Source organism: Aquimarina algiphila, from assembly GCF_007489275.1.
GTDB classification, from domain to species: Bacteria; Bacteroidota; Bacteroidia; order Flavobacteriales; family Flavobacteriaceae; genus Aquimarina; species Aquimarina algiphila.
Map to the genome: position 1 here is coordinate 23420 of NZ_VLNR01000031.1, position 21204 is coordinate 44623.

A 21204-nucleotide genomic window follows, 5' to 3' on the forward strand; every position below is an offset into this window, starting at 1 on the left:
ATTCTATTTTCTTCTCAATTAAAATTAAACAATACTTATGTACATATATAACGTCACTATAAACATAGAAGAAACTATTCATAGCGAATGGTTGCAATGGATGAAAGAAGAGCATATTCCTGATATGTTAGCCACAGGAAAATTTAGTAAGGCGTTAATGACCAAAGTACTCGTAGAAGAAGAAATGGGAGGTATTACTTATTCTGTTCAATATACAACTAAAAATAAAGAGACTTTACAAAAATATTATGCTGAAGATGCCGATCGTCTTAGGGCAGAAACCAACCGCTTTGCAGGTAAATTTGTGGCATTCAGAACAGAATTAGAAATTGTAAGCGAACAGAATGGCTAAATCAAAGAAAAACAAAAAATACACTCCTAATTATTCTGTATCACAAGAAAAAACTGCTGTAAAAGCAAAAAAACATCTTGGACAGCATTTTTTGAAAGATGAAAATATAGCCCGAAAAATTGGAGATACGCTAACGCTACAGGGATATAAAAATGTTATCGAAATCGGTCCGGGAATGGGAGTTTTAACCAAATACATCCTCCAAAAAAACCTTGATGTCATTGCCATGGATTTGGATAGTGAATCTATTGAATATCTGAACACTAACTTTCAGTTAGAGCACAATGAAGTATTGAGGAGCAATTCATCTTTTCAGGTTTTGGAAGCAGATTTCCTAAAGTTTGATTTAAGTACAGTATTCCCAGGGAAACAATTTGCGATTACAGGTAATTTCCCATATAACATATCGACACAGATTGTTTTTAAAACATTAGAACATAAAGAACGTATTCCTGAATTTACAGGAATGTTTCAAAAAGAAGTAGCACAACGCATCTGCGAACAGGCAGGTACCAAAGCTTATGGTATTCTCTCGGTACTTACCCAGGCATTTTATGATGCCGAATATCTTTTTACTGTTCCTCCAGATGTGTTTAACCCACCTCCTAAGGTAGACAGCGGCGTACTAAGATTAACAAGAAAAAAAGACTATACTCTTCCTTGCGATCAGAAATTATTCTTTAGAGTAGTAAAAACCGCCTTTGGACAGCGTCGTAAAACACTAAGAAATAGTCTTAAAACTTTTCAGCTATCTGATGAAATCAAAATATTAGATATCTTATCAAAACGTCCAGAGCAATTGTCGGTAGATGAGTTTATAAAACTTACTCAATTGATAGAAAAACATACTCATTAAGGGATTTAACACAACCATAAAGCCTAATTAAATTCTTTGGTTATCTTTGTGGGCGTTTGCACACAAGGGGACACTAAACATCAGGCATATGCAATTTCAGGTTTCTAAAGAACTTATCCAACAGGTAAAGCACCTCATCAAAACAGAAGAGGATGTAAATCTGCGTGATATGCTCAATGAAATACATTTTGCTGATGTTGCAGAAATCATTAGTGAACTTAATTTATCTCAAGCAACATACCTTATCAAGTTACTTGATAGTGAGAAGACCTCTGAAGCTCTTATGGAACTGGAAGAGGATTTTCGAGAACGTATTCTGGAAAATCTTTCTGTAAAAGAAATAGCCGAAGAGCTGGAAGAAATGGATACCGATGATGCGGCAGATATCGTAGCAGAGCTTCCTGATGAAAGAGCAGAAAAGGTAATTGCCGAAATTGAGGATGAAAAACGTGCAGAAGATATCAAAGAACTCCTTACTTATGATGAGGATACTGCGGGAGGATTAATGGCCAAAGAATTGGTAAAAGTAAAAGAAACCTGGACAGTTGCTGGTTGTGTTCGGGAGATGAGACGACAAGCAGAAAATGTAACTCGAGTACATTCTATTTATGTTGTTGATAAAGAAGAAAAACTTAAAGGTAGATTATCGCTAAAAGATTTACTAACAGCATCTGCAAAAACACATATCAGCGAAGTTTATATTCCTAAAGTAGATTATGTAGATGTTGATACAGAAGGAGAAGAGGTTGCACGTATCATGCAAAAGTATGATCTCGAAGCTATTCCCGTAGTCGATCATGATGGAGTTCTGTTAGGTCGAGTAACCATCGATGATATTGTAGATTTTATAAAAGACGAAGCCGAAAAAGATTATCAATTAGCCGCTGGTATTTCACAAGATGTAGAAGCAGATGATAATGTTTGGGAACTTACCAGAGCTCGTTTACCATGGTTAATCCTTGGTCTTTTTGGAGGGTTAGGAAGTGTATTTATCATGGAAGGATTTGAGGAAGCTCTTAACAAATACAAAGAACTTTTCTTCTTTACTCCTTTGATTGCGGCAATGGCAGGTAATGTTGGAGTACAGTCTTCTGCAATCATTGTGCAAGGTTTAGCTAACGATAATGTAAAAGGGAGTCTTCTAACCCGTTTGCTAAAAGAAATAAGTTTAAGCTTAATTAGTGGTGTTACTCTGGGGATACTGGTTATAGTATTCGGGTTTATTACCAAAATGGAAATAAATTTTAGTTTAACTATTGCTATATCCATGCTATGTGTCATCATAGTAGCAGCATTAATAGGAACTTTTGTTCCTATTATTCTAAACAAGAAAGGTATCGATCCCGCAATTGCTACAGGCCCATTTATTACTACGAGTAATGATATCTTTGGTATTTTTCTATTCTTCTATATTGCAAAGATTATTTTAGGGTTTTAGCCGGGACAAACCGTGCTTTACACTATAGTTTTACAAACCATATATCCAAGTTTGTAAAAGCTGTCGCTACAATCACTGACCGAAAAAGGCATGAACATCGTAATTTACCATGATAGTAAGTTCCTGAGTAAAATTCATATAAATAGTTTTGTGAGATACACTATTTATAAAAAACATAATGAACGACTCAAAAATTATAGAATTCCCAAAGGTGTATTCAGAATTAGAAACACTGTGTAAAGAAATCGGCTTTACGATGCCATCAGACCCATACATCGGAACACTTTTAAAAACATTAATAACGTCTAAACCTAATGCAAATCTATTAGAATTAGGCACTGGCATAGGTTTGTCACTTTCATGGATGATTGCCGGAATGGATGATTCGTCTCGACTCATCACATTAGATAATGATCCCAAACTCATAAAAGTGGCACAAAAATACTTTGAAAAAGAAGAAAAGGTAAGCATTATACTTGCAGATGGAGCAGAATGGATTAAAAACTATAACGGAGAAAAATTTGATCTCATCTTTGCAGATACCTGGCCTGGTAAATTTTATGAACTAGAAGAAACATTAGCATTACTAAAACCAGGTGGGTTTTATATCATTGATGACCTGAACACACAACCAGATTGGCCAAAAAGTCATCAACAAAAAGTAAATCTATTGATCGAATCCCTGGAAAGTAGAGACGATTTTAATGTAACCAAAATGAATTGGTCTACAGGAATAATAATTGCCACAAAAAAATAGTACATTCGATATCACAAATCATGAAAATTTTAAGTTTGTATAGAATACCATTTTACGACTTGAAATTACGGTACTAAAATCCTGATCAAATGCAACCTGAAATTTTCGAATATCATTTTACCGTTCCAAAATCAGCTATTGATGATATGGATCATGTAAATAATGTTGTATATCTTCAATGGGTGCAAGATGTTGCAAAAAAACATTGGGAATCCAAAACTGACATTAAACTTAGAAATACGTATGTATGGGTTGTGCTTAATCACTTTATCGAATACCACCACCCTACTTTCGAAAATGACAAAATCACGCTACAAACCTGGATTGATAATCATAGAGGGGTAAAAAGCGAACGTCATACCAAAATCATAAATTCGACTACTCAACAGGTTTTGGTATCAGCAAAGACCAGTTGGTGCTTACTATATAAAGAAACGTTAAGACCTGCTCGCATCACAGATGAAATAAGTACCTTGTTTTTCTAAAAAAAACAGTTTTATGGAAGCAATTAACATCAAAGAGAAACTATCCAAATTTGACAAACAATGGCACCCTCATCGTATCGCTACGGTAGATGATAATCAAATCTATCTCGCTAAATTATGTGGTGATTTTATTTGGCATAAGCACGATGATGAAGATGAGTTATTTCAGGTTGTAAAAGGCACTTTACATATGAAATTTAGAGACAAAACTGTAACTGTAAAGCCAGGAGAAATTATTGTAGTTCCTAAAGGTGTAGAACATTGTCCATCCACAAAAGATAATGAAGAAGTTCATGTATTATTATTCGAGAAACAAAGCACTAAACACACAGGAGATATACAAAGTGAGAGAACAGTGCCTAAGTACATCGAGATATAATTCCAATATTTCAATTTAATAGTTTATTCTTAATATGTATTATGACTATATACACATGGGCATATAACTATTTCTCTATGTCAAAAAAAACAGAAACTAACTTCTAATTACAATTCAAAAAAGAACAGATGAAATCCTTTTTAAAAAATTCTGTATTAGTATGTCTAATGGTTCCTTTTTTTATAAATGCGCAAATTAACAAACCTAGTCTCAGTCCAAAAATAGTTAAAGAATTACAAGTAGGGTTAGCTACTGTAAGACTTGAGTATGGACAGCCAAGTGCAGGAGACAGGCAGATTTTTGGTGGCTTAATTCCATACCAAAAACTTTGGCGTACAGGAGCTAATTCATCTACAAAAATATCAATTGACAGAGATATACAGCTTGCAAAAAAAGATATCCCTGCCGGTTCTTATGGATTATATAGTATCCCGGGAGAAAATGATTGGACTATTGTAATTCACAAAAACACAAAGCTATGGGGAGCAGGTAACTATGATCAAACAAATGATTTACTACGTTTCAAAGTACCAGCGCTCAAACTAAAAGATAAAATAGAAACCTTGAGTATTTATTTTGAGAATTTTCATGCTAATGGAGGTGATCTTGTAATTGCATGGGAATATACTAAAGTTGTTATTCCATTATTTGTAAATTCTGATCCTATATTATTTAAAGAAATAGAAGAGAAAATTAATCATTCGACTGGAGAAATTAAAGCTCAGACTTATTTTGATGCAGCACAATTTTATTATCATAAGAACAAAGATTTAGACAAGGCTGCAGAATGGTTTGAAAAAGCCATAGCCATGAAACCAAATGCTTTTTGGTACAAATATTACAGAGCAGAATTGGCATATCACGTAAAAGATTATCAAATTGCTAAAGAAAAAGTAACTACATCATTAAATCAAGCAAAATCAAGCAAGTCTGGGGATTATGGATATATCGCCAAATGCAAATTATTATTAGAAAAAATGAATACTAAAAATTAATCTTGTATTGATTTAACAAATCCGAAACAACATTTTACAAAATTAAAAACTACCTTGATGCATTCATTTTTAGAGACTTAAGTCATGCTGGATAGAAGAAATTTTATTAGAAACACAGGTTTGGTTCTGGCAGGTAGTTTATTTCCTTTAACAGACATATTTGGTAATCCTTCAAAAAAACTAAACGTATGTCTGGTAGGGCTGGGTAATTATAGTTCTACCGTCTTAGCTCCTGCCCTACAGCGTACAAAATATTGTAAACTTACAGGGATTGTAACAGGAACTCCTTCTAAAATCCCGAGGTGGCAAAAAAGATATGGTATTTCCGATAAAAATGTGTATAACTATGAGACCATGCATCGTATAGCAGACAATCCAGATATCGATGTTATTTATATTGTTGTTCCCACGGGATTACATGCTAAGTATGCCATTAGAGCAGCAAACGCAGGAAAACATGTTTGGTGCGAAAAACCTATGGCTAAGACTGAAGCAGAATGTCAAGCAATCATTGATGCTTGTGCTAAGAATAAGGTGAAGCTTTCTATTGGATATCGTATGCAACATGAACCCAATACACGTACAGTCATAGATTGGGCGGCTTCAAAGCCTTACGGAAAAATCAAGACTGTAAGAGCAGAAATAGGATATAATGTAACCAATCCTGCACGCACATGGAGATTAGATTCAGCATTGGGAGGTGGTACAATGTATGACTTGGGAGTATATGCTCTTAATGCTGCTCGATACACGACGGGTGAAGAACCCGTATCCGTCACTGCAAAACAAATGACTACTCGTCCAAAAATTTTCAATGAGACAGATGAAACCACACATTTTACCTTGGAATTTCCTTCTGGAGCCATAGCGCATGGTAAAACCAGTGTTGGTAAATCGATGCATGAGTTATATGTTGATTGCGAAAATGGATGGTATACTCTAGCTCCTTTTTCTATGTATGGAGGAGTGCAAGGCAAAGCAAGTGATGGTAAATTATTAAATATCCATATAGAGAATCAACAAGCTAGACAGATGGATGATGATGCTTTGTCTATTATCAATAATACTCCTGTTATGGTACCAGGAGAAGAAGGTATAAAAGATATTAGAATTGTAGAAGCCATTTATAAGGCAGCAAAAAATAGATCAAAAATTAGTTTATAACGCTACAAAGAATTATCAAAAGACCATATTAAGTAGTATTTCCATAAACATCCCAAAAACCCTATTTTTGATTTCACTGTAAACCGTGTATTCATAAGGCATTCGTTTTCATACTTTTGGGTATAACATTTCTATAAACATAGTTGTACACCCCAATGAAAAAATCAATATGTATTCTTTACATAAGTATAGTCATACTATGCTTTTCTTGTAGTGATTGGAAACAAATCGGCAATGATATTTACTCAGAAGCTCCTGGGGATTTTGCAGGTATGGCTACTGCCATAAATGATGATGGTTCTATTATCGCAATTGGTTCACCATATAATGATAGTAACGGTATTGGTTCTGGTCATGTCAGGGTATTTCAAAATAAAGAAAATACATGGACAACTATCGGAAAAGACATAAAGGGGTTAAAAACATATGATCATTTTGGAAGTACTTTAGATATAAATGCCAATGGAAACATCTTAGCAATAGGAACTATGCATAGTGATGTCAATGGCGAAAATTCTGGACAGGTAAGAGTTTTTAAATATCATAAAAAAGAATGGATTCAATTGGGTCAAAATCTTAACGGATCAAAAGCTTATGACGAATTTGGATATGACATTAGTCTAAGTCAAGATGGAAAAACACTTGCAATAGGAGCTCCTCATCACGAATCAACCGGCGACATAAGCAGTAGCGTTTCTATTTATACATTAAATACAGTACATAATTCTTGGGAATTACTAGGTGATCGTATTCTAGGGACAACAAAGTCTTTTAAATACACAAACAATACATTTCATGAAAATCAAATCGGAAAATCAATAGCACTTAGCGGCGATGGTCGAACATTAATTCTAAACACAACTGGTAACGGAGAAAGAGGCGTTATCACTTACAAATTAATTGATAATCAATGGGTTCGAATAGGAAATGTAATCAAAATGAACCATAACCTCTATAACGAAATTTCTCTAATAGGAGATGTAGTTTCAATAAATGATGACGGGTCAATCATTGCCATTGGATATAAAGATTTTCAAATCTCCAAATCCTCGAATGAAACCAAGCGCGGAAACATTTTACTTATTGGTTGTATACAAGTATTTCGTCTTAATAGTATTGACGAATGGAAACAAGTAGGAAATACTATTTATGGAACGGATTTAGAACGTTTTGGAGAACAACTTATGTTAAATGCATCAGGTAATCGTTTGGCAGTAACAAGTTATGGAGGAGATACAGCAGAATCAGGAAAAGATGCAAATTTTGTATCGACTTTTGAATTGGTAAATAATAATTGGAAGTTGTACGGAGAGAAAATTGAATTAAAACGAGCATATGAAGAGTTTGATAATTCGATTGCAATAAATAATGATGGTTCTATAATTATTGTAGGCAATAGCGCCATGGATGAGGATAATCTCACCTATGGCGAAGTAAAAATCTTTAAAAATAAATTCAAATGATTAGAATACCAGGCATTATAAAAAAATGGATGGTATTATCAATCACTATGATATTCATTATATCATGTGCCGATATGAATTCTCCATTAAAAGAAAATACTCCCAAATGGAAATCTTTAGGAAATTCTATAACATTATATTCCAAATATAATAATAGCCCTTTTAGAGAAATGAATATTAGTCTTAATGCTAACACTATTGCCATTGCTGATCAATTTAAAGAAATAGACTCTACGGTAGGGCCAAAAAAAATAGCTACATTTAAACTTCGTGATACGATTTGGTCTCCTTTTGGAAATAAAAATAAAGACACTAGTTATTTTACCTATGGACAGAATTATAAAATGAATGGTAATGCCAATCGAATCGTAATAGCAAATCTTGATAATTATGTATTAAAAGTACGAACCTTTGATCTTAAAAATAAAACCTGGGCTCTGGTGAATAACGATAGTAGTCTCGTTAAAAAACCACAAAATGAAGATCTTTATACTGCTGCGCTAAGTGGAGATTGTAACACTTTAGGAGTTTTTCAGGCCCTTAATGCGAATAATAAAGTAAAGCTACAACTCTATTCATGGACGAATCATGGCTGGATCAAGAAAGGCCATAAAATCAATGTTAAAAAGAAAACCATTTACTCTGGTTTCAATTCTTTATTTTGGGATAGTGTAAATATCAATAAAGATGGATCTATTATTACTGTAGCAAATCCTCATGATTATGACAATGGACCTAGCGCCGGAAAAGTAAAGGTTTTTAAGTTCCTTAATAACGACTGGCAACAAGTAGGCAATGATATTGATGGAGAATTTCCATATCATAATCTAGGAATTTCTGCTCATATTGGTAACGATGGAAAATCAATTACTATATTCTCTCATTCAAGAAAACAGGAATATAACTATTCGTTTTATACGTTAGAAAACAATACTTGGATAAAGCAGGATAACTTTATTCCTGATACTTTTTTCGACAATTATCATTTAGGTCTAAGTAAGGATGGCAAAACATTACTAACTAGTAAAGTTAATTTTAGAGATACCTATAATGATTTATATACACTTTATATATATCGTAAGACTCATAAAGGTTGGAAGATTGTTGGCTACATAGATAAAATTAAGGATAAGTTTAATGAATTTGTTCTAAGTGAGGATGGGACAAAGCTTGCTATTTTGTTTGATGGATATACAAGTGACAAGCACATCAAAGTATATGGCATACCTTAGGTTTATATTTTTTTATATTCAAAAAAACCACCCGAGTATTTGAGTGGTTCTTAGCATCGATAAAAGTTACGGACCCCTTACCTTCCTTATCAATATTTTAATTTACTCTGTTCTAAAATTCCATATCTGACCAATGGTAGCTCCTTGTTTATCATCCTTAACCACAACTCTCCAATAATATGTGGTATTGGCTGAGACAATCACATCAAATGTTGAAACATTTATATTTTCTGAAACTAAAACAGGTGGATTCGTATCTCCAAAATAAAGGTCAAAAGTCAAAGGATCATTATCCTCGTCTGTAGCATCCCAATCCAAAGTGATATTGGTTCCTGATACTCGCTCTCCTAATGAAGGACTTAATACTACAGGAGCATTTGGGATAGTATTGACTCCTGCATCGGGCTCTGTAAAAAATGTTTGTATATCAGAATAACCACTATCATTACCCGCACTATCGGTTGCCTTTACTCTCCAAAAATAAGTAGTTCCCTTTTCTAAAGTAAAAGTATTGACTGTCTCTGTAGTAGTGGCTGTGAATAATACAGGAGTAAAGGTATTATCGGCCGCAATATCTATTGTATATTGTATCGAATCACCATCGCCATCTACTACTCTGCTCCAATCAAACTCCAGGTTAAAATTAGTACATACCAAATTGTTGGTAGGAAATACCAAACTGGGTATCGAAGGAACAGTATCTAGTATGGGGGTTACCGTATTATCATCTCCACTACAGGAAAATAGAAATAATGAACTTAATACTACTATATAGAAATTTCTCATTGTTTTACAATTTTAAATGGTTCTGAAACTGATCCTTCAATACGGACAAAATAAATCCCTGCAGATAAACTTTCCATAGGTAAGTTTACTTTACTGTTTATGATACTATACACTCCTGAAGACACCATCATACCCAATGTATTATGAATCGTAACATTCATCGTCTCTCCTCCATTTGGAACCGTTAGGATCACATCTCCTTGCGTAGGATTAGGAGTAATTGTAATCTTATCAAACAAATCAACCCTGGCTGATAACTTGCCTTCGCAAGCCAGACTAGAAACTATATCTAATACATCGCCATGTTGAACCTTAACAGCAAAAGTATTGCTAGTATATTCGCCTACTACCTTATCATTAATCATAGCCATATAAGGCGCCGTACCAGATGCCATTTCAATATTCATGGTATTTGAATCTAAGGTAGTCTTACCAGTTACCACAGCAGCTTCTTCTATAGTCAATTCAAAACATTGCTCGCAATTGGTAACTCCATCAATAGCAATACAGAAGTTATATGTATCTGGCGCCAGATCTGGAATTACAAGATTTGAGGTAAAGTTGTATGCCTCATTATTAATGGTAGCGATATAGTTTAATGGCTCAGTAGCACTAATCGAGATCATACCATTATTTTTATCAGTACAGGTTTCGCTAGCAGTAGTCAACGTAAAATTGTTCTCTGGTAAATTTACAATCGGACAAGAATCTATGACATTGATGATTCGAGTAACTTGAGCAGCTATTTCACCAGAGGCACTTGTAGCATTATAAGTCACAGAATACATTCCTCGTAAATTTGTATCCACGTCAGAAATATCGATCGTTAGTACCGCTCCATGCGTTACCTCTGCTCCCGGCTCTGTATACATATCTCCTAATGTTATCGTTTGAGGATTATCTCCTATGAGTGTAATCACTGGTGTTGGACAACCAAATCCACCATCATTGATGATCCAATTATACAACGAACCTGTTAAAGTATCTCTTGCTGCTTCAGCCAAGCAAAATGTTGCATCTGCATCTAAAGTTAAACCTGTAGGGATTTCAGTTTCTCCGGCTTCTAAGGTTGCCCAACCGATTAAGGTTTTATCATAATTTTCTGTAGACATTCCAGAACCAGTAAAAATGTTATCCAACTCTTCTACATTACTAATATCCCAAGATGATAGATTCTGATCAAAAGATGAAGCATTATCAAACATATTTTCCATATCAATTACTGTAACCATATTCCAGCTAGAAATATTCTGATTAAATGTTACTGCTTCTTGAAAAGAAGCCTCTGCGGTTAACAAATTGGTAAATGTCCATGCACTGATATCTTCATTAAAAATACTACAGCTTGTAAACATATTATCGATACGTTCTATCGTTGATACATCCCAAGATCCCATCCTATCCTTCAAATCTTCAAAGTTGGTACATTTCTCAAACATCCTGGATAACTCGGTAACTTGAGATAAATCTGGGGTATCATCCGCGTTTAGTTTTAAATTTTCACAATCATTGAAGGAATCTCTAAAACTACGCCATTGTATATTTCCCCATTGTTCAATGGTTTGAATTTTAGTTCTTAACGTCTTACCAAATCTAAAAAGCAACGTAAATCTTGGGAACTCACCTGTTATTGACACCTCGTAAGTTCCTGCTGTGGTATACACATGTGAAATATCTGTGGTTACATTGGTATCCTTAGTACCATCTCCCCAATCAATATTAAATCTATAATTATATCCACTAGTGGTTCTAATCGTAATTCTATCATTATCTTCTAATAACCACGAAGTGATAAAAGCATCTTCTGGACAAATCTTTCCACCATCGTTGATCATCCAACTATATGGTAAGCTGGTCAGTGTATTTATGGCATCTACACTTAAACAATGTGCCACATCAGCATTTAAAGTTAAACCTGTTGGGATTCGCGTTTCTCCAGCTTCTAGTGTTGCCCATCCGATTAGGGTATTATCATAATTTTCTTGAGACATAGCTGTGCCTGTAAATATCCCAGCCATATTAGTCACATTCGAAATATCCCAATTGGATAAATCTTGATCAAAAGATGATGCTCCTGAAAACAATTCTTCTATATCCTGAACCTGACTAAAATTCCAATTGCTTAAATCCTGATTGAAAGTGGTAGCGCCAGAAAACATTCCCATCATATATTCCACCGTTCCTAATGTCCAATTCCCAATAGGTTGATTAAAAGCAGTTGCATCATAAAACATATACGCCATATCCATAACTGTAGCCATATTCCAATTAGAAATGTTCTGATTAAAGGCTAAAGCTTCCTCAAAAACAGAATCTGTTCTTAACAAATTGGTAAATGTCCACGCACTGATATCTTCATTAAAAATACTACAGCTTGTAAACATACTGTCGATACGTTCTATCGTCGATACATCCCAAGATCCTATCCTATCTTTTAAGTCTTCAAAATTGGTACAACCTTCAAACATACTAGACAATTGTGTAGCTTGCGATAAATCCGGCACATCATCTGCATTTAATTTTAAATTCACACATCCATTAAAACCACTTGTAAAAGTATCCCACTTCTGGGTACCCCATTGTTCGATCGTTTGTATTTTACTTTGATTATCTACGATACTCGAATTGAAACGAATTCTTGGAAAATCTCCTTTGATTTTTACGGTATATGTTCCTGGTGTTGTAAAGGTGTGAGAAGCATCTCCAGTTATACTGATATCTTCTGTACCATCTCCCCAAGCAACACTATAGTTATATCCGTCTCCTCTGGTAGGAATCACAATAGTTTCATCTGCGGCTGTCGTTTGCCAAGTGGTAATAAACCCTTCCTCGAAACCACAGTCTAAAACATCTCCAATAATGTTCCAATTATTAAGTGTATTGGTTAATATATTTCTACCTTCTTCAACGGCACAGTATTTCAATTGTATAACACCAAGTCTAACACCAGTAGGAATATCATCAATACCGTCACTTACATTTCCACTAGTATCTGTTGCCCAACCTTTTAAAGTAGCCTCATAATTTTCTATAGACATCCCTGAGTAATCCAGCATACCAAGCATTGAATTGACACTACTGATATCCCAATCTGATAGGTCTTGGTTAAATTTAGCTGCCCCTGAAAATGTATAGTTAAACCTATTAACTTTACTCACATCCCAATTATTTAATGGTTGATTAAAAGAAGCTGTTGCAATAAACATAAAATCTATATTTACCGCTCCTGTTACAAACGCTCCTATATTCCAGTCGTTTACATTTTGATTAAAATTATCTGCTCCACCAAACATCACTGAGAAATTTTGAACATTTCCAACGTTCCAAGACGCAATATTTTCATTAAACATATCAGCATCGGCAAACATTCTCTCCATAGTTGTGATGGTACTTACATCCCATGTATTCATCACATCTTGTGTATCTACCAACGAAATAGCACTATTAAACATCCTAGATACGTTATTTGCTTGTGATAGTATTGGTGTATCTGTAGCGTCTAATACCAAATTAGAACATCCATAAAATGCATTTTCCATAGAAGTCCATTGTTGTGCACCCCATTGATTCACGGCTAAAATTTTGTCTTTATCCCCTGAATTATTAAAGTAAATTCTTGGAAAATCACCTATAATTTTAACCTCATACGCCCCTGCTGAGGTATACGTGTGTGTTGCATTTCCTGTTTCTGAAGTAATTGCGGTTCCATCTCCCCAGTCTACGATATAGTTGTATCCAGCTCCTGTGGAGGGTATCGTAATATCTTCATCTGCGGTTGTAGTTTGCCAAGTGGTAACAAAAGCGTTTGTAAAATCGCAGTCTTGTCCTTGGTCGGTGATACTCCAATTATGAGGCGCCGATGTTAAGATCCTTCTTGCATCGGTTCCTAGACAATAAGAAGTTCTTATCGTGCCTAACCCCCTTCTAGGTACGATAGTATCTCCAGGACCTTGTTCTGCCCATCCTATTAAGGTGGCATCATAATTTTCTGAAGAGATGCCCGAAAAGTTAAGTATATTCAATAATGAAAATGCATTAGATAAATTCCAATCTCCCAAACTTTGATCAAAACTTGATGCTAAAAAGAACATGAAATCCATATTTTCCACATTACTCGTATCCCAATTATGTAAAGGCTCATTAAAACTAACTGCATTTTCAAACATTTGTTCTAAATCTCTAACATTACTAATATCCCAAGAATTCATTTTATCTTTGTTATCTACAAAGTTTGAAGCTCCCAAAAACATTGAAGAAAGGTCTTCTACCAAAGATAAATCAGGGACATCATCAGCGTTCAAAACCAAATTTTCGCATCCTGCGAAAGCGAATTCCATATTCGTCCAAGAAATCGTTCCCCATTGCTCTATAGACCGGATGTTATTTCTACTAGCAGCAATGAAAAAATAAATTCTGGGGAAATCACCAATAATTTTAACTGTATGGATTCCTGGAGTAGCATATGAGTGTGATGCATTACCTGTAAATCCAGTTTCTATAGTACCATCTCCCCAATCCACTGTATAATCATATCCACCTCCAGTGGTTGGAATGGTAATTCTTCGTTCTGAGGAAGTTGTTCGCCAGGTAGTAACAAAGAAATCTGTAGCAGCACAACCTAATCCTCCATCGGAAATAGTCCAATTTAACCTGCCAGCATCTGTTAATATATTTCTAGCAGCTTCTCCTAAACAATAGGTAAGACTAGATGCTCCAAGATCTAATCCGCTTGGTGTATTACTGTTTTCTGCCCAACCGATTAAGGTAGCATCATAATTAGCGGTAGAAAGTCCAGTATCATTTAGCATATTCCTAATATTGGTTACTTTCTCTAGATTCCAGGCACCCAAATTTTGATCAAAATTTTCGGCGCCTATTAACATACTCCCCAAATTAACAGTCCCTGTAACATTTTCTCCTATATTCCAATTACTGATATCTTGATTAAATGTTATGGCATTTTCAAACATTAGTACAAAACCTGTAGCTTTTCCTACATCCCAGTTAGTAATAGATGTACTATTAAAATTGGATGCATTTCTAAACATACCACCGAAGACGACTACACTACTGGTATCCCAATTTGAAAAATCTAGCATAGAAGATGTTCCCAATGTAGTACATTCTCTAAACATCCTTGATACGGAAGTCACGTTACTAAGATCTGGAGCATCTGTTGCAATGACATCTAGATTAGAACAACCAGAGAATGCATCGTTAAAACCATTCCAAGCAATAGAACCCCATTGATTCACCTCTAAAATTTTGTCTTTATCTCCTGAATTATTAAAGTAAATTCTTGGGAAATCTCCTATAATTCTTACTGTATACGTTCCAGAAGTAGTATACTCATGAGTGGCATTTCCTGTAAATCCAGTTTCAATGGTACCATCTCCCCAATCCACGCTATAGTCATATCCAGATCCGGTTGTGGGTATTACAATATTTTCATTATCCGTAGTAGTTTGCCAAGTGGTAATAAAAAAATCTGTTGAAGCACAAGCAACACCATCATCCGTGATACTCCAATTTAATCCGGTAGGATCGGTTAGCGTATTTCTAGCATCAGCTCCGAGACAGTATTGGCTTCCCTCAAAGCTGATACTGATATTAGAAGGTATCGTTTCTCCTGGATCTTGTGTAGCCCAACCGATAAGTGTAGCATCATAATTTGTGGTAGAAAGAGAGCTCTGTGAAAACATGTTGTTCATATTTGAAACCTTGCTTATATCCCAACTCCCCAGGTTTTGATTAAATTGACGACCTCGTAGAAACATACCTCCCATATTTATCGTTCCAGTAACACGTTCTCCGATATTCCAACTAGAAATATTTTGATTGAATGGAGAGATAGCAAACGTACTTATGAAATTGGTAACACTCCCTACATCCCAAGTACTTACATCTCCATTAAAACTAGAAGCAAAAAAAACAAAAGGCATATTGGTGACGTTAGACACATCCCAGTTTGAAAAATCTTCATCTCTAAATGCTTGACACGCTCTAAACGCATTTCGCAAATTAGTTACCCTTGAAAGATCCGGAGCATCTGTTGCTTTTATCCTTAGTTTTTTACAATCGTTGAATGCATTTTCCATACTAGTCCAGGCAATATTTCCCCATTGCTCAACGGTTAGAATTTTGTCGGAATCTGCATTATTATTAAAATAGATTCTAGGGAAATCTCCAGTGATTTTTACGGTATAAATATCAGCTACTGCATACTCATGAGTAGCGTTTCCTGTAAATCCAGTTTCGATAGTGCCATCTCCCCAATCTACGGTATAATTATATCCAGATCCGGTAGTGGGTATGGTAATACTTTCATCTGCGGTTGTAGTTTCCCAGGTCGTAATGAATTCATTTTGGGCAAAACCAGCAGTACAAAAACTAACAATAAAAAATAAGGTAATGTAAAAGTGTTTCATATAAGGGGCTTTTAGAAAAGAATTGATCATACATTCTTAAAATCGAGTGCAAAATTAACAGGATTTTAAGGGTTGCAAAGAAAATAGGGGTTGCAAAAGGGTTGCAAAAAGTTGTTTTTGGGCGTTGCAGCTTTACTTTTTCCCTTTTTCTATGATTACTATATCAGACCTTTCGAGTACCTCAAAGTCCATACGTATCAAGGGCTGAGGCTCTCGAAGTCCGATATGATGAACTCGTAACATATATTCTAGAAGTACATTTAAAAACACCCTTCGACAGGCTCAGGGTTCGTATGCTATATCTCAAAGTTTTTGATAAACTCAATAATATCTTGTTTAGAATCGACTCCTAATTTTTTACGGATTCTGGAACGTGTAGATTTAATAGCTGAAACTGTATTGTTTTGTAGTTTACTAATTTCGGTGGCATTAAGCCCCAAGGTCATTAGACATAACAGCTCTTTTTCCTTTTCTTTTAATTGTGAAAAGTTTTTATCGAGAATCACTTTAAAATCGAGGCTTACCTCGTTGAGATACGATTGTAGATCTGTGGTGGTTCTTTTCGTTGCTTTTTCAGAAAGTAATGAAGCAGAAAGTGAATGCAATGCTGTTTTACGTTCTTGTTCATCTCTTAGTTTGATGATATCTCGTATTTCGCCTAAGGTACTACTTAGTATTTCTTGACGTAGTGAATTTTCAATAACCGCATTTTTTAGTTCTTTTTCTCGGGTTACCAGCGCCAATTCTGCTTTTACTTTTTCTAATTGCTCGCTTTCTAACTCTTTATTTGATAATGCTAATCGATGCTTTGCATTTTTTCGGGTTAACCAAAAAATAATACCTCCCATAATGGTAGCGATTACAAAAAGTAATAGGTACAATTGTTTCTTTGAGGTTTCATTTTCTAATCTTAACTCACTCGCCTGTTTTTCTTTATCAAATTGATAATTCAGTTCTAAAGCTGTAATCCGTTTTGCTTTTTCAATATCATTGATAGAATCATTGTACATTTTGTAGACCTTATAATCTTGTAGTGCCTGCTCGTATTCTTTTAGAGTTTCGTTTAGATTACTTCTACTGTAATACTGCTTCAATAACAATTCTTTATGTTTTAGTTTTTTTGCAACAGCAATGGCACTATCAAGATAAGGAACAGCGCTCTCATATTGCTTTAGCGCATTATATAATACTGCTACATTCAAGTAACTTATACTCAATTCATTTTGATCATTAATATCTCTAGAAATTTCAATATTTTCTTTATATATATCGATCGATTGATCATACTTTTTCTCTTTAAAATATATTGCGGCTAAAGTGCCGTTAGCTTTTGATTTACGAACACTTGAACACGGCATCTCTTTAACAACAGCTATATGATATCTAGCAGAATCCATCTGTTCATTGTTGTAGTATGTGAGTGCTAACATATGACGGGATAATGCTAGATCTTCGACATCTTTCAGTTTTTCCTTAACGATTATCGCTTTTTTTAAGTATTCTTTGGCTTTACTAAACTCCTTTTGACGTCTGTAAAACATACCCAGATTATGTAATGATAATCCAATACCCGCAGAATCCTTTACGCTATAAGTTATATCAAGTGCTTCTAAGTAGTTGCTAAGTGCTTTTTCTACATAACTCTGCTTACTATCTAATATACCGAGATAATTCAGTGCTTCTGCTTTGCGACTTTGAAAGTAATTTCCTTCGTTATCTTTGATAATATTTAAGACATCGTTAATAATGATTCTTGTGGTATCTACATTAGATTTAAGCAATTGTTTTGCCAATTCAATTTTATACCCAATCTTGATCGAATCATTGGTAGTTTTTTCGATTTTATGTTTTAATTCTGTAGTAAGACTATCGTGTGATTGTGAAAAAACAGTGCATGATATTAATAAGATACTTATATATACAAAAGTGGTTTTCAACAGATCGTTTTTTGGAAATTAGATACTCTTTTCCCAAAAATACATCATATTATTTTTATAATCGTAATGAAACTTTTTTGAAAGCCTTATGTACTTCTTAAGATAAAACAGTAACAGTCTATAAAAAATAGTATAAGAGGGGATGGGGTGGCAAAAGGGTTGCAACATTCATTTTACACTGTAGTACTGTATTTTAACACACTGTTACTAAAACCTCTGTACCGTTTATCGCAAAAAGAAAAAACCATTCAAATGCTTGAATGGTTTAATATTCTAAAATATAGCTAAGCAAGATTTTTTTATTTTTTCTTTAAGAGTATTTTAGCATCATTATGGTTACTAAATAACAAATAATATCTTGAATGATGTATAATCTTAAGGGAATCATTATTATCCAATAAAAACATATTTTCTTTTAAATCAATATCCCATGTTTTTTGATAAAAATGCTTTGTTTCTCCTTGCAGACTAATCAGTGCTTTGTTATCACGTGTTAAATGAATCTGCGTATTTTCTTTAAAAGCTGTATTAAACTTTGTTCCTTTCTTCATTGCCTTTACAGTCCAAATACCGTAGATGTCTTTTTTTTCTGTTTTCTCTAATCTTCTAAATACTAACTTCTCTTCTCTGTAGTTTTTTACAATTAATGTATTTTTATGTAATCCCAACACTGTCATCTTATTTCTATATTTTTCGTGTTCTTTGTTTTTAATGTAAATAGTGTCATTCTCATACTTCCAAAAAACAGGATTTCTAAATTTGATGATTATTTTATTATTCGGTAAAAATTCTAATAATGGCGGAAAAATGTGTTCCTGCTCTGCATCTATATCATCAATTTTTGTCAGTTGCCATCTTCCTAACAATTCAGATTCTTGAGCATGAATTGTTATTGAAAGGAGATAGATTAAAAACAGTATTGTTTTTTTCATTATAAATAATGTAAGTTTATTTTAGAAATCAGATTCGTTTTTACATTAAAACTAATGCTCAAAACTAACTAGTTTGTTATTTTATCTGCCCCCCTTAAACCGTGAAATTATTTATTGTAAACTCATATTTATATTTGATAGTGTATAAGGTTTATCTCTTTATTGTTTTATGATTTTAAATGCTTTCCCTTCGTTAATCGTGATCAAATAGATCCCTTGCGGTAATACTACTACTTGTCCTGATGTAATCTTATATTCTTTATAAGAAACCTGGACTCCAAGGACATTGTATAAGGATATTCGTATACGATTTACTTCAATATTTGGGATAAAAAGTGTAACATCTCCCTGAGTTGGGTTTGGTGCGATGCTTAGCCTATTGATCAAATTCACTTTAGTTGATAATTCCCCTTCGCAATCTACACTTGAAGAAACCTCTACCTCATCACCATGTTGTACATCGACAATGAAGTTCTTTACTGTATATTCTCCTATTATCTCATTATTGATTTTTACTGTATAGGGTGCAGTACCTGTGGTTACTTCAACATTTACTTTTGCCGTTCTCTCTTCGGTAATTAACTCTGTTTTTCCTGCTAAGTTCTCGGCATCTGCGATCACTACTTCAAAACACTGTTCACAATTCGTAAAACCATTTACTCCAATACAAATCGGATACATACCAGGGGCTAGGTCTTCCACTTCTAAAGATGACGTAAAACTGTAATCTGTACCGTTAATCGTAGTGGTATACTCTAATTCAGTAGCAGCAAGGATATTAATCATCCCATTATTTTTATCGGTACAGGTTTCACCAGATGTAATAATGGTAAAATTATCGGTTGGCAAGCTTACTAACGGACAGTTATCTACTACATTGACTGTTCGGGTCACCTCAACAGCAGCGTTGCCCGAAGCATCGGTAGCGTTGTAGCGAATTGTATAGCTTCCTACAGCATCTACAAAATCGGTGGCATCAATGATCACTGTACTTCCATCATCGGTAGTGGCTCCTAATTCTGTATAACTTGATCCTAAGGCTATCTCTTGTGGGTTATCTCCTGTTAAGGTGATTAAAGGTACATTGGTATCTACTACATCAACGGTTCTGGTTACTTGTACTGCTATATTACCCGATGCATCGGTAGCATCATAGGTAACCGTGTATTGACCTAACAGGTTTGTATTTACAGATGACGCATCGATCAATACGGTACTTCCATCATCCGCAGTAGCTCCTAACTCAGTATATGCCGTACCCAATTCCACAGTCTGTGGATTAGCTCCGGTTAAGGTGATAACAGGAACTATACAATCATCATTAAAACTGGCAATATCATCTTTTTCCCAACTACTTAAATACGCTGCAGTAGGATCATCTACCTGAATACATGTAAGGTTATCGTTATATAGTACAAAGAAATCAGTAATTAAACTATTGTTTCCATTTCTGACATCTAAAGATTCGAGTAGATTTTGATGAACAGCAAGTTCTTCTAATTGCACACATGAGCTAACATCTAAAGAAGTTAAACCATTTTTTCCTGCTTTTAATTTTTTGAGATTAGAGTTATTATCAACCAATAAACTGGTTAAAGAATTAGATCTCAGCTGCACTTCTTCAAGGGCCGTATATCCAGATAAATCTAGTGAAATCAAATCGTTTTCTGCAGCATCCAAAATTCTTAGGCTGGTATTACCGCTTAGGTCTAACGAATTTAAATCGTTGTAATCTACATTTAATGATTCTAGAGCAGCAAAGCCTTCAATTCCTGTTAAATCTGAAATATCAAGACTACTTATATCTAAATCAACTACGTTATTTATTTTTTCAGTATACACCTGATTGTCATTTGCAATCCCATTCCCCATACTTGCAGCGTCTCCAAGAACAACTACATTTCCATCGGCATCATGCGTTTCTAGGTAATTTTCAAAATTGGCATCTGCGATATAGGTTAAATCACAATAAATCGCAAAACTCGCCGTAGCATCCATTT

General features: G+C 34.5%; 15 protein-coding genes. 10 read left to right on the plus strand and 5 right to left on the minus strand.

The features are described 5' to 3' along the window. Positions 1-37: 37 nt before the first annotated feature. The 10 genes from FOF46_RS15255 (at position 38) to FOF46_RS15300 (ending at position 9121) form a co-directional block, all read left to right on the plus strand. Positions 38-352, plus strand: coding sequence for a DUF4286 family protein (locus tag FOF46_RS15255; RefSeq protein ID WP_109435838.1), 315 nt, complete (start codon positions 38-40; stop codon positions 350-352). Then, positions 345-1208, plus strand: coding sequence for a 16S rRNA (adenine(1518)-N(6)/adenine(1519)-N(6))-dimethyltransferase RsmA (gene rsmA, locus FOF46_RS15260; RefSeq protein WP_143917055.1), 864 nt, complete (start codon positions 345-347; stop codon positions 1206-1208). The genes FOF46_RS15255 and rsmA overlap by 8 nt, the downstream gene beginning before the upstream one ends. A gap of 88 nt (positions 1209-1296) precedes the next feature. Continuing rightward, the gene (mgtE, locus tag FOF46_RS15265) at positions 1297-2646 is read left to right on the plus strand and encodes a magnesium transporter (RefSeq protein WP_109435840.1); all 1350 of its coding nucleotides are present in this window, start codon (positions 1297-1299) and stop codon (positions 2644-2646) included. A 178-nt stretch (positions 2647-2824) separates the two neighbouring features. Further along, a complete protein-coding gene (locus FOF46_RS15270; protein ID WP_143917056.1) occupies positions 2825-3403 on the plus strand; it encodes an O-methyltransferase in 579 nt (192 codons plus the stop codon). Between the two features lie 89 nt (positions 3404-3492). Then, on the plus strand, positions 3493-3888 hold the full coding sequence (locus FOF46_RS15275) for an acyl-CoA thioesterase (RefSeq protein ID WP_143917057.1): 396 nt from the start codon (positions 3493-3495) through the stop codon (positions 3886-3888). 13 nt (positions 3889-3901) lie between these two features. Further along, the gene (locus tag FOF46_RS15280) at positions 3902-4267 is read left to right on the plus strand and encodes a cupin domain-containing protein (protein ID WP_109435844.1); all 366 of its coding nucleotides are present in this window, start codon (positions 3902-3904) and stop codon (positions 4265-4267) included. Between the two features lie 128 nt (positions 4268-4395). Beyond that, entirely contained in the window at positions 4396-5262 is an 867-nt protein-coding gene (locus tag FOF46_RS15285) for a DUF2911 domain-containing protein (RefSeq protein ID WP_143917058.1), read from the plus strand. 84 nt (positions 5263-5346) lie between these two features. Beyond that, positions 5347-6426, plus strand: coding sequence for a Gfo/Idh/MocA family protein (locus FOF46_RS15290; RefSeq protein WP_143917059.1), 1080 nt, complete (start codon positions 5347-5349; stop codon positions 6424-6426). Between the two features lie 155 nt (positions 6427-6581). After that, the gene (locus FOF46_RS15295; RefSeq protein ID WP_143917060.1) at positions 6582-7889 is read left to right on the plus strand and encodes a WD40 repeat domain-containing protein; all 1308 of its coding nucleotides are present in this window, start codon (positions 6582-6584) and stop codon (positions 7887-7889) included. Continuing rightward, a complete protein-coding gene (locus tag FOF46_RS15300) occupies positions 7886-9121 on the plus strand; it encodes a hypothetical protein (RefSeq protein WP_143917061.1) in 1236 nt (411 codons plus the stop codon). The genes FOF46_RS15295 and FOF46_RS15300 overlap by 4 nt, the downstream gene beginning before the upstream one ends. A gap of 102 nt (positions 9122-9223) precedes the next feature. Here FOF46_RS15300 and FOF46_RS15305 read toward each other — a convergent pair whose 3' ends face one another. From FOF46_RS15305 to FOF46_RS15325, 5 genes are all read right to left on the minus strand, one after another. After that, positions 9224-9907, minus strand: a complete 684-nt coding sequence (locus tag FOF46_RS15305; RefSeq protein ID WP_143917062.1) for a hypothetical protein — start codon at positions 9905-9907, stop codon at positions 9224-9226. Next, a complete protein-coding gene (locus FOF46_RS15310; RefSeq protein WP_167571860.1) occupies positions 9904-16335 on the minus strand; it encodes a BspA family leucine-rich repeat surface protein in 6432 nt (2143 codons plus the stop codon). The genes FOF46_RS15305 and FOF46_RS15310 overlap by 4 nt, the downstream gene beginning before the upstream one ends. A 296-nt stretch (positions 16336-16631) precedes the next feature. Then, positions 16632-18272, minus strand: coding sequence for a tetratricopeptide repeat protein (locus FOF46_RS15315; RefSeq protein WP_143917064.1), 1641 nt, complete (start codon positions 18270-18272; stop codon positions 16632-16634). A gap of 299 nt (positions 18273-18571) precedes the next feature. Next, entirely contained in the window at positions 18572-19204 is a 633-nt protein-coding gene (locus FOF46_RS15320; protein WP_143917065.1) for a hypothetical protein, read from the minus strand. A gap of 159 nt (positions 19205-19363) precedes the next feature. Next, complete coding sequence (locus FOF46_RS15325) at positions 19364-21202, minus strand: immunoglobulin-like domain-containing protein (protein WP_143917066.1); 1839 nt, start codon at positions 21200-21202, stop codon at positions 19364-19366. Positions 21203-21204 lie beyond the last annotated feature (2 nt).